Origin of the sequence: Pseudoalteromonas sp. S3776 (genome assembly GCF_005886915.1) — a bacterium.
Classification (GTDB): domain Bacteria; phylum Pseudomonadota; class Gammaproteobacteria; order Enterobacterales; family Alteromonadaceae; genus Pseudoalteromonas.
Window position 1 is genome coordinate 24,308 of the sequence record NZ_PNCU01000043.1, and the last position, 9,792, is coordinate 34,099.

The 9,792-nt window shown below is 41.8% G+C and carries 7 protein-coding genes; 6 read left to right on the forward strand and 1 reads right to left on the reverse strand.

Annotated elements, in window-relative coordinates; genetic code table 11:
- Positions 1-24 precede the first annotated feature (24 nt).
- The 6 genes from CWC16_RS16390 (at position 25) to msrB (ending at position 7,904) form a co-directional block, all read left to right on the forward strand.
- Entirely contained in the window at positions 25-3,420 is a 3,396-nt protein-coding gene (locus tag CWC16_RS16390; protein ID WP_138542278.1) for a chromosome segregation SMC family protein, read from the forward strand.
- Positions 3,421-3,492: 72 nt separating this feature from the next.
- Positions 3,493-4,248 (forward strand): cell division protein ZipA, encoded by a 756-nt coding sequence (zipA, locus tag CWC16_RS16395; RefSeq protein WP_138542279.1) that lies wholly within the window; start codon positions 3,493-3,495, stop codon positions 4,246-4,248.
- A 72-nt stretch (positions 4,249-4,320) separates the two neighbouring features.
- Positions 4,321-6,339: an NAD-dependent DNA ligase LigA gene (ligA, locus tag CWC16_RS16400; RefSeq protein WP_138542280.1), complete on the forward strand. Its 2,019-nt coding sequence runs from the start codon at positions 4,321-4,323 to the stop codon at positions 6,337-6,339.
- Between the two features lie 9 nt (positions 6,340-6,348).
- Complete coding sequence (locus CWC16_RS16405; RefSeq protein ID WP_138542281.1) at positions 6,349-6,855, forward strand: DUF2919 domain-containing protein; 507 nt, start codon at positions 6,349-6,351, stop codon at positions 6,853-6,855.
- A gap of 11 nt (positions 6,856-6,866) precedes the next feature.
- Positions 6,867-7,307, forward strand: a complete 441-nt coding sequence (locus CWC16_RS16410) for a hypothetical protein (RefSeq protein WP_138542282.1) — start codon at positions 6,867-6,869, stop codon at positions 7,305-7,307.
- A gap of 156 nt (positions 7,308-7,463) precedes the next feature.
- Positions 7,464-7,904, forward strand: coding sequence for a peptide-methionine (R)-S-oxide reductase MsrB (msrB, locus tag CWC16_RS16415; protein ID WP_004588868.1), 441 nt, complete (start codon positions 7,464-7,466; stop codon positions 7,902-7,904).
- A 4-nt stretch (positions 7,905-7,908) separates the two neighbouring features.
- Here msrB and CWC16_RS16420 read toward each other — a convergent pair whose 3' ends face one another.
- Entirely contained in the window at positions 7,909-9,555 is a 1,647-nt protein-coding gene (locus CWC16_RS16420) for a response regulator (protein ID WP_138542283.1), read from the reverse strand.
- Positions 9,556-9,792: the final 237 nt, after the last annotated feature.

Below are 9,792 nucleotides of genomic sequence, written 5' to 3' on the forward strand. Positions count from 1 at the left end.
ATAATAATCGGTAATAACAATAAGATGCGCTTAAGCACTATTAAATTAGCGGGCTTTAAATCGTTTGTAGAGCCCACTAAAATTCCATTTCCTGATCAAATGACGTGTGTTGTTGGGCCTAACGGCTGTGGCAAATCAAACGTGATTGACGCTGTGCGATGGGTGCTTGGTGAAAGCTCAGCTAAAAACTTACGTGGCGATGCCATGACCGATGTTATTTTTAATGGTTCAACTAATCGTAAACCTATCTCGCAAGCTTCAGTAGAGCTTATTTTTGATAACACCCAAGGTGATTTACCTAATACATTTGCCGACAGAAACCAAATAGCGATTAAGCGTTTAGTAACACGCGATGGTCAATCGTTATACTTTTTAAATGGGAGCAAATGCCGTAAGCGCGATATTACCGATATATTTTTAGGCACTGGGCTTGGTCCGCGTAGTTACGCAATTATAGAGCAAGGGATGATCTCGCGTTTAATCGAGAGCAAACCTCAAGAGCTGCGCGTATTTTTAGAAGAAGCCGCGGGTGTGTCTAAATACAAAGAACGCCGCCGCGAAACGCAAACCCGCATTAAAAGTACCCGCGAAAACCTTGAGCGTTTACTTGATGTGCGTAAAGAATTACAAGCGCAACTAGATAAACTGGCTGTGCAGTCGGTTGATGCGAAAAAATACCGCGATTTAAAAGCGCAAGAGCGTACCTTAAAAGGCCAAGTGGCTGTATTAAAATGGCAAAAACTGCATCAACAACAGCTTGAAAAAAGTGAGCAAATTAAAAAGCTTAATGAGCAAATCGCCTTTTTTAAAACGGCTCACTCAGGCCACGACGATGTGCTTGCAAGCCTAGAGGCTCAAGTAAATGCAGAGCAAGATGCGCTTAACGATGCGCAGCACCAACAACACGTTACCCACACAGAGTTGACCCGCGCCGAACAGCAACACATTAATATTAAACAGCAAACGCAAACACTTAAGCAAAGTATGGTTAAGCTTGAGCAGCGAAAGCTGCAAAGTGAAGCGCTAAAAACACAGCAGCAAAACGTATGTGAGCAGTTAGCTGTGAGCCACCAAGAGATAAGTGAGTACAGTTTAGAGTGCAGCGAGCAAGTTGAAGAGCTTACCCTTACACTTGCAGATTTAGCTGATGAAAAAAATAAGCACACAGCCGCGTGGCAAAGCCTTAATCAACAACAGCACGCGCTTAATAATAAAGTACAGGCTCAGCAAAGTAGTGTTAAGCAAACAGAGCAAGCCTTAGCCCATGTAAACGCACAGCTTAGCCAACTAAATAGCCAAATTGACGATATTAAAAGTAGCCAATTAGAGCAGCAACTAGCCGAGCAACAAAAATACAAACAAACCCTTACTCAAGAGCTTGCCAGTAAGCAAACGGCGCAAACACAGTGCAACGCAGCGCTCAAAGAGCAAACCGATTTAGTGAACGACGCTGAGCAACAGCATCAGCAAAGCGTGCAGCACGTTAATGAGTTAAAAGCGCGCATTGCTGGGCTTAAAAGCAGTTTAGGGATTGAGAATGACAATAAGCAGCACACTTTATTTAATCAATTAGAAGTAAAACCAGGGTTTGAACATATAGTTGAACAGGCACTGCAAACCCTTGAGCATCTAAACGTAGCGGATGTGCAAAGCAACAATAGCGTATGGCCGCAGAAGAGTGAAATACCAGTAAATAGCGTTGCGGCACTCATTATTGAGGGGGTTTATCCAGATCTACTGACCCGTATTGCGTACAGTGAAAGTGCTGACTTAGCTGCATTAAACGATACATTTTATATTGCGGTTATGGATAAAAACGGTGCTTTACATGCTCGAAACTGGCACCGCAGCCCAGACAAAAATGCCGAAAACTCACAACTTTTAAAACACACACAGTTAAAGCAAAAAAAAGCGAGCTTAGTAGAGGCCGAAAATACACTTGCAAGAGACGTTGAGCAGCTTAATGCGCTAAAAACACAGCAGCAAAAGCTGAGTGATGAATTAGCGGTTCTTAAAAATGCAATTCATCAATTAGCACAAAATATTGCCGTGGCCACTACGCGAAGCGACATGTTAAAAGAGCAAGTAGCACAGTTTTTACAGCAACTAGAAAAACACCAGCAACAAAAGCGTGCATTAACCACTGAGCAATCACAATTATTAAAAACCCGCGATGAGCACAACACTGCGCTTGAAGGGTTACATCATAAGCAAAGTGTTTTAGCTGACGAATTGGCAAGCGCCGACGCCGCTTGCACACGCAGTAATACAGCATACAGCCAAGCTGCAGCGACACTTGAGCAATATAAAACAAAAGCGCATCGAGCCACGTTAAAAGAGCAAAAAGCACACAGTGAGTGGCAGCTTAGTCAAACAAAGCTTAATCATGCTGAGCAAGCGCTCATTAGTGCGCAAGAAGAAGCGCAAGAGCTACAAGCGCAAATGGAAGCGTTACTAATACCTGAGCAAGAGCTCACTGAGCAAATAGCACAGCTTTTAATAAAACATCAGCAAGGTGAAGCGAGCTTAGATGTGATACAAAAAAAGCTTAATGAGGCAAAGCAAACACTTATAAGCAAGCAAGCGAGTCTTAAGCACTCTCAAGGTGAGTTGGTGGCTTTGCAAGAACAACATCAAACGCTAAGCATTGAAGAGCAAAGCCTAATTATAAAAGCGCAGGCAGCACTTGAGCCGCTTGAAGAATTAAAGCAAAGTTTAAAAAGTGTTTTAGATACACTGCCTGATTCACTGAGTTTAAATGCAGCGCAAAATCAGATCAGTGGGCTTGTGCATCAACTAGATAAGCTAGGTCCGGTTAATTTAGCCGCAATAGATGAGTTTGAACAAGCTAAAGAGCGCAGTGATTACCTTAATAATCAACTTGAGGATTTAACCAAAGCGTTAAATACACTTGAAGGGGCGATACGTAAAATAGACAGTGAAACCAAAACACGCTTTAAAGCTACTTTCGATCAAGTAAACAAAGACTTTGCCGAGCTATTTCCAAAAGTATTTGGCGGTGGTAGCGCGTATTTAGAATTAACCAGTGACGATTTACTCGAAAGTGGTGTTAGTATAATGGCACAGCCGCCAGGTAAGAAAAATTCGACAATTCATCTGTTAAGTGGTGGAGAAAAAGCGCTGAGCGCATTATCATTAGTGTTTTCTATATTCAGGCTCAATCCAGCTCCATTCTGTATGCTGGATGAAGTAGATGCGCCGCTTGATGATGCTAACGTGGTACGCTTTTGCCGTTTGGTTGAAGAAATGTCACAATCGGTGCAGTTTATTTATATTAGTCATAACAAAATTGCGATGGAAATGGCAGGGCGTTTAACTGGCGTTACTATGGCAGAGCCAGGCGTATCACGCATGGTAGCAGTAGATATAGAACAAGCAGTGCAACTTGCACACACATAACAGTTTATTTTAAGCGTATTAGTGTTAATTAATACACGGGTTTAGGCATAACAAATAATAAAAGGTGAGGGGATGGCCGAAGAACTAAGATTGGTTTTAATTGTGATCAGTGTACTTGTCATAGGTGGCTTATTAGTACATGGTTTATGGTCAGTTAGAAAAAAAGACAGCTCAGAGGTAGCGCCTTCAGAGCGGGTTGAGCCAATGCAAGATACACCTTCGCATACACCTGTTGAACCTAAAGAGCCGGTTATTGCCCAGCGAGATGAGCCGCAATTTGGCGAGCTAAACTTTGATGCAAACGAGCCGCAAATAGATACGAGTGTGGCGCAAACACCCATTGAAGACGACTTGGAAGTAGTCCAAGAGCCAGAGCTAGAACCAGAGCCAGAGAGCGAAAAAGAAGCGCCAGCAGATGTGTCTGACTTTGTTATCGTGCATATTCAAATGCCTGAGGGGCTAAGCATGCAAGGCAGTAAGTTATTGCCTGCAGTAAATACCTTAGGATTTAAATATTCAGAAGAAGGCTTTTTTAATCGCCACATAGACCCTGCAGGGCAAGGTCCAGTGTTATTTAGATTAGTAAATATGTATAACCCAGGTACGTTTGATATTGATAATATGGAACAGTTTAGCACCGCAGGGGTTAGCTTATTTATGACTTTACCTTGTGAAGGCGACGGGCTTGCAGCGTTTAATATGTTACATAGCGCAGCTAAGAAAATTGCCGATGAATTTGGTGCACAAATTTTAGATGCCGAGCGTGAAGAAATGACCGTTGAGCGCGTTCGTCAATATGTTGAGCAGGTTCGTGCATTTTCTGCGTAATTTATACGCACACATTATTTTTATTAAGCCACTTACCTAAAAGTGGCTTTTTTTATGTTTTTTGAGGTTTAAATGTCTAGCAGCATTAGTGAGCAAATTAATCATCTTCGTAGTACGTTAGAGCAACACAACTACAATTATTATGTCCTTGATACACCCAGTATTCCTGATGCAGAATACGATAGACTATTGCGCGAGTTAAGCGCCCTTGAAAGAGAAAACCCAGAATTTTTAACGCCTGATTCGCCAACTCAAAAGGTAGGAGGCGCAGCGCTGAGTAAATTTGAACAAGTAGCTCACCAAGTGCCCATGCTATCGCTTGATAACGCCTTTAGTGAAGAAGAATTTAGCGCTTTTAACCGCCGTATTAAAGAGCGTTTAATGAGCCAAGATGAGCTCACTTTTTGTTGTGAGCCTAAATTAGATGGCTTGGCTGTGTCGATTATTTACCGTGATGGTGTGCTTGTGCAGGCAGCAACGCGCGGCGATGGATTTACTGGCGAGAATATTACACAAAATGTAAAAACAATCCGTAACGTGCCTCTTAAGCTGCGTGGCGATTACCCGGCAGAGCTTGAAGTACGTGGCGAAGTATTTATGGATAGCGCTGGGTTCGAAAAACTAAACGCCGAAGCCGAAAAACGTGGCGAAAAAGTATTTGTTAACCCGCGAAATGCAGCCGCAGGTAGCCTACGCCAGCTTGATTCAAAAATTACTGCTAAACGCCCGCTAATGTTTTATGCGTATAGCACCGGGCTGGTGGCTGAGGGTACAATTCCTGAAGATCACTACCAACAATTGGCAAAATTAACTGATTGGGGTTTACCGCTGTGCCCAGAAACAAAGTTAGTAGAAGGCACACAAGCGGCTTTAGATTACTACAGCGATATCTTGACGCGCAGAAGCGAGCTTAAATATGAAATTGATGGCGTAGTAATAAAAATAAATCAAAAAGCCTTACAAGAGCGTTTAGGGTTTGTTGCACGTGCGCCGCGCTGGGCCATCGCTTATAAGTTTCCTGCGCAAGAAGAAATAACCCAGTTACTTGATGTTGAGTTTCAGGTTGGCCGCACAGGTGCTATAACACCCGTAGCGCGTTTAGAGCCTGTATTTGTAGGCGGTGTTACGGTATCAAATGCAACGCTTCACAACGGCGATGAAATTGCTCGCTTAGGTGTAAAGGTAGGCGATACAGTAATTATACGCCGCGCTGGCGATGTTATTCCGCAAATTACACAAGTAGTGCTAGAGCGCCGTCCAGATGATACACGTGACATTGTATTTCCTGCCAGTTGCCCTATTTGTTACTCACACGTTGAAAAAGTAGAAGGCGAGGCCGTGGCTCGTTGTACTGGTGGCTTAGTTTGCCAAGCTCAGCGTAAACAAGCGATAAAGCATTTTGCATCACGCAAAGCGCTTGATATAGATGGCTTAGGCGACAAAATAGTTGATCAGCTGGTTGATAGAGAGCTGGTAAAAACCCCCGCAGATTTATTTATATTAAAACAAGGTCACTTTGAGTCACTTGAGCGTATGGGCCCTAAGTCGGCTAAAAACTTAGTGGATGCGCTTGAAGTTGCAAAAACAACGACGCTTGCAAAGTTTTTGTATTCGCTGGGTATTCGTGAGGTTGGCGAGGCCACAGCGCAAAACTTAGCAAATCATTTTTTAACACTTGAAAAGGTAACCCACGCCAGTGTTGAAAGCCTTACGCAAGTGAGCGATGTAGGCGTTATTGTAGCAACGCATGTTCGTGGCTTTTTTGATGAGCAACATAATGTAGATGTGGTTAATGCTTTAATCGAACAAGGCATTAATTGGCCAGCGCTAACGCTGCCTTCAGAGGATGAGCAACCCTTAGCTGGGCTAACCTATGTATTAACAGGCACGCTTACTACTTTAAATCGAAACGATGCTAAAGCACGCTTACAACAGCTAGGTGCAAAAGTGGCCGGTAGTGTGTCGGCTAAAACAGATGCATTGGTGGCGGGCGAAAAAGCCGGCTCTAAATTAACTAAAGCACAAGATTTAGGTATAGACATACTTAGCGAAGACGACTTAATTGCACTGTTTGATAAGTACAATGCTTAGGATAATAAAATGAGCCGATATGGACCCGAGTATTGGGATAAATACGGTAGCTACCGTACGCCAATTGCATTTCACCTAAGTTTATTGGTGTTACTACGGGCGTATTTTATTTGGGTTATAGCGGCGCTGAGTCGCCGCCCTGAGCTTGATTTAATGTCGTTATTTTTTAAATCTAAAAACGATTTTTTTATCGCAATTTCAATTGGTGCTATTGCGATTGTGCCCACTTTTTTATTTTGCTTAAGACGTCCGCGGGACTCGCACCAACAAAGCGCGCGTTTAGCGATGGCATGGCGTTACATGCGCTGGCCGTTACTTGTGTGCGCAATAACCGACTTAAGCTGGTTAACAATACAAGCAGCACATAGTCATTACCGGTTTTCACTGTTTTTAGCTGTGCAAATGGTAATTGTGTTTTGGGTAATGTGGTACTTGGCAAAGAGTCGTTATTTAAAGGTGTTTTTTAACGATTGGCCAGAGCCTACCGAAAAAGCAGATGATAAAAACGCTAAATAAAAGGGAGCTAAATGGATAACATTAATAAAAAAATTGCCGTTGTAGTGCTTGGTATTGGCATTGTTTTAGGTGCTTTGGTGCTGTTTACATCGTTAACTGATCATATTTGGTTTTCTGCCGTAATAGGATTATGGTTATTTGTGTTTTGTTCGTGTTGTTACAGGCTGACACCCGCCTTTAAAAAGCGCAATACGCTTGATAATTTTATTCAGCGCTATGCACAGCACTTAATGTTATTTAGTTTGGCAGGTTTTTTTGATAAAAAATTTGGCCCGCAATGGCTTGTTATTGGCAACATTGAACATATAGAAAGTAAGAACGATGAGCTTATTATTCATAGCAATAACGAGCGACAATTTAGTGTAAGTTTACCCGCACAAAAAAATGACATAGACGCCTACATGAAGCGCATACTTTCAGATCATGAAAAGCAAACTATTCGCTTTAGTTAGCGCCTGTTTGGCATTAATGCTACGTTATCGCCCAATTATGGGGAATAACCACACTGCATAGGCTCTATCTTGCCTAAATACCAAACAGGCTGCTGGAAATTTAACCTTAAAAGATCAACAGAACCTAATCACTTATTAATACCGAAGGAGGCTATTATGCTTACTTGGAATGATGTTATAAATTTTGCCAATAATGGCAACCCTACGCCACGCGAAAAGGTTGTAAAAACAGACGCGCAATGGCAGGCAATGCTAAGTGATGAGCAATATTATGTGACACGTAAAAAGGGCACAGAACGCCCACATAGCTCTCAAAGTTGTACGTTATTGGAACCAGGTAAATATGCATGTGTTTGCTGCGATAATTTACTTTTTGATGCCGATGAAAAGTTTGATAGCGGCACAGGTTGGCCATCATTTACACAGCCTGCAACTGTCGATGCAATTGGTTATGTGAACGATTTAAGCCATGGTATGCAGCGCGTTGAAGTGGTGTGTAATGTGTGTGATGCACACTTAGGCCATATTTTTCCTGATGGCCCAGCACCGTCGGGTTTGCGCTACTGTGTAAATGCCGCTGCAATGAAAAAGCTCTAGGGTTTTATTTACTTAAGTTTTGTATATCGAGTTTCATTTCTTTTGCCATATGCAAAATTTTATCTAATCGCTGTGACTGATCTGGTTGCAAGGTAGCATTACTCAAAAGGGCGTAACACTTTTTGGCAAGAACTAAGTTAAAAGTGCCGCCTTTTTGTTTTGTTGAATCAAATAAACACTGTAATAAATTAAGAGCAATGCTTGGGTTGCGCGGCATTACTCTAAATGCTTGCGTAAACGCCTCTAACGCTGTATTTAATTGCCCTTTATTAAACTGCGTTACTGCATGGTTGTTAAGCTCTTTCGGGCCCATTTTAATATCGCGACGCTCACTTTGCTGCTGTTGAATGTAACGCAAGTAAGTCATATCACTCATATTGGGGTGGCGTTCACAGTGGCTAATTATTTGGCTGAATAAGGCTTGTGCTTTTTGGTGAAAACCCAGTTCGTGAAACGCTTTTGCTTTATCAAGCGCCCCATCTACAGAGCGTATTAACGTATCGTCATCATCGAGCTGCTCAATAAGACGCTTTGCTTTTTGATGCTCGTCTTTTAAATAGTGCAAACGCGCATTAAGTACATCAATTTGAGATTGATTTGCGTTATTAGGAAACTGATTTTTTAAATCATTGATGTATTTGTTAGTTTGGCGCGAAATACGTTGTATTTGATCTGTTTGATCGGTTGTTAGCGCAAAGTCTATACCGGCACGGGCAGCATTGAGATAAATATCGGGGCTGTCGTGAATAGAATGACGCGCGTAGCTGGCTATGTCTTTTTGGGTTAAATAGCTTTTTTCGTAATCGTGGTTTACTAACGAAACATTGCTTAACGATTTTTGTCTTTGAATATTACGGGGCGCAATATCCACAGCTTGGCTTAAAAAATCTTGCGCTAGCTCAAATTGGTTTAATTTGATTTCTAACCGGCCAAGTAAATCTAAAGCAACTAAACGTGTTTCATGACGTTCAAGCATGGTTTTTAACATACGTTGAGCCAGTATATGCTCATTGTTAGCAATCAACGCTTCTACTAAACCCACTTTGGCCCAGGCAAATTTTTGTATATCTAACACCGAGGTAAAAAAGTCCTTAGCTTCTTCACTGCGGTTTAACCTAAGCAACGCATCACCTTTTAAGCGCAGTAGAATAGGACTATATATATTGTTTTTTTTATTTAAAGCGGCATCGATTACTTTGATAGCTTTAGAGTCGTTGCCATCATCTATTAAAGTATAAATACTCTGTAGCTCATTTTTACGTTTTAAAATACGCTCAATCCGCGTTTTTAACTCCTGTACCGTAAATGGCTTTACTAAGAAATCGTCGGGTTGAAGCTCCAAAACACTATGTACTAGCGCACCGCTGGTTTCTGCAGAAATAAAAATAAACGCGGTGGAGTTTTTTATCAGTTGTTTAACTCTGAGTTCTTCGTAGAGTTGGTAGCCGTCTTGGTGTTTGCTTAAATTAAACGAACATACAATTAAATCAAATTGCTCCGCTAAGCATTGCTCTTTTGCTGCTATTGCATGATCGGCAAAGTACAACTGCCGAAAGCCAAGCCTTTCTAGCGACTGTTTCATATAGCTTTGAGCGAGAGGCTGCTCTTCCACTATCAGTATTTTGGCTTTGGCGTAGATCTTAGTTGGCATTGGCTTGAATGTTGTTTGATTTATCACAGACTATAATCAACAGTTTAGCTGCTTACAAGGGAATTTAACTATTAGCCGAGGTTATTAGAAGATTAAATTATTTCAATACCTTTAGCTGGCTTAATATCACCTGGCTTGAACCAGTGACCCTCGCCATTGTTTGTAAAGGGTGGCGATGCTCTTTTGCTTACAACTGGGTTAATTACCTAAATAGGGTTTTTATAATAATTATTCAGA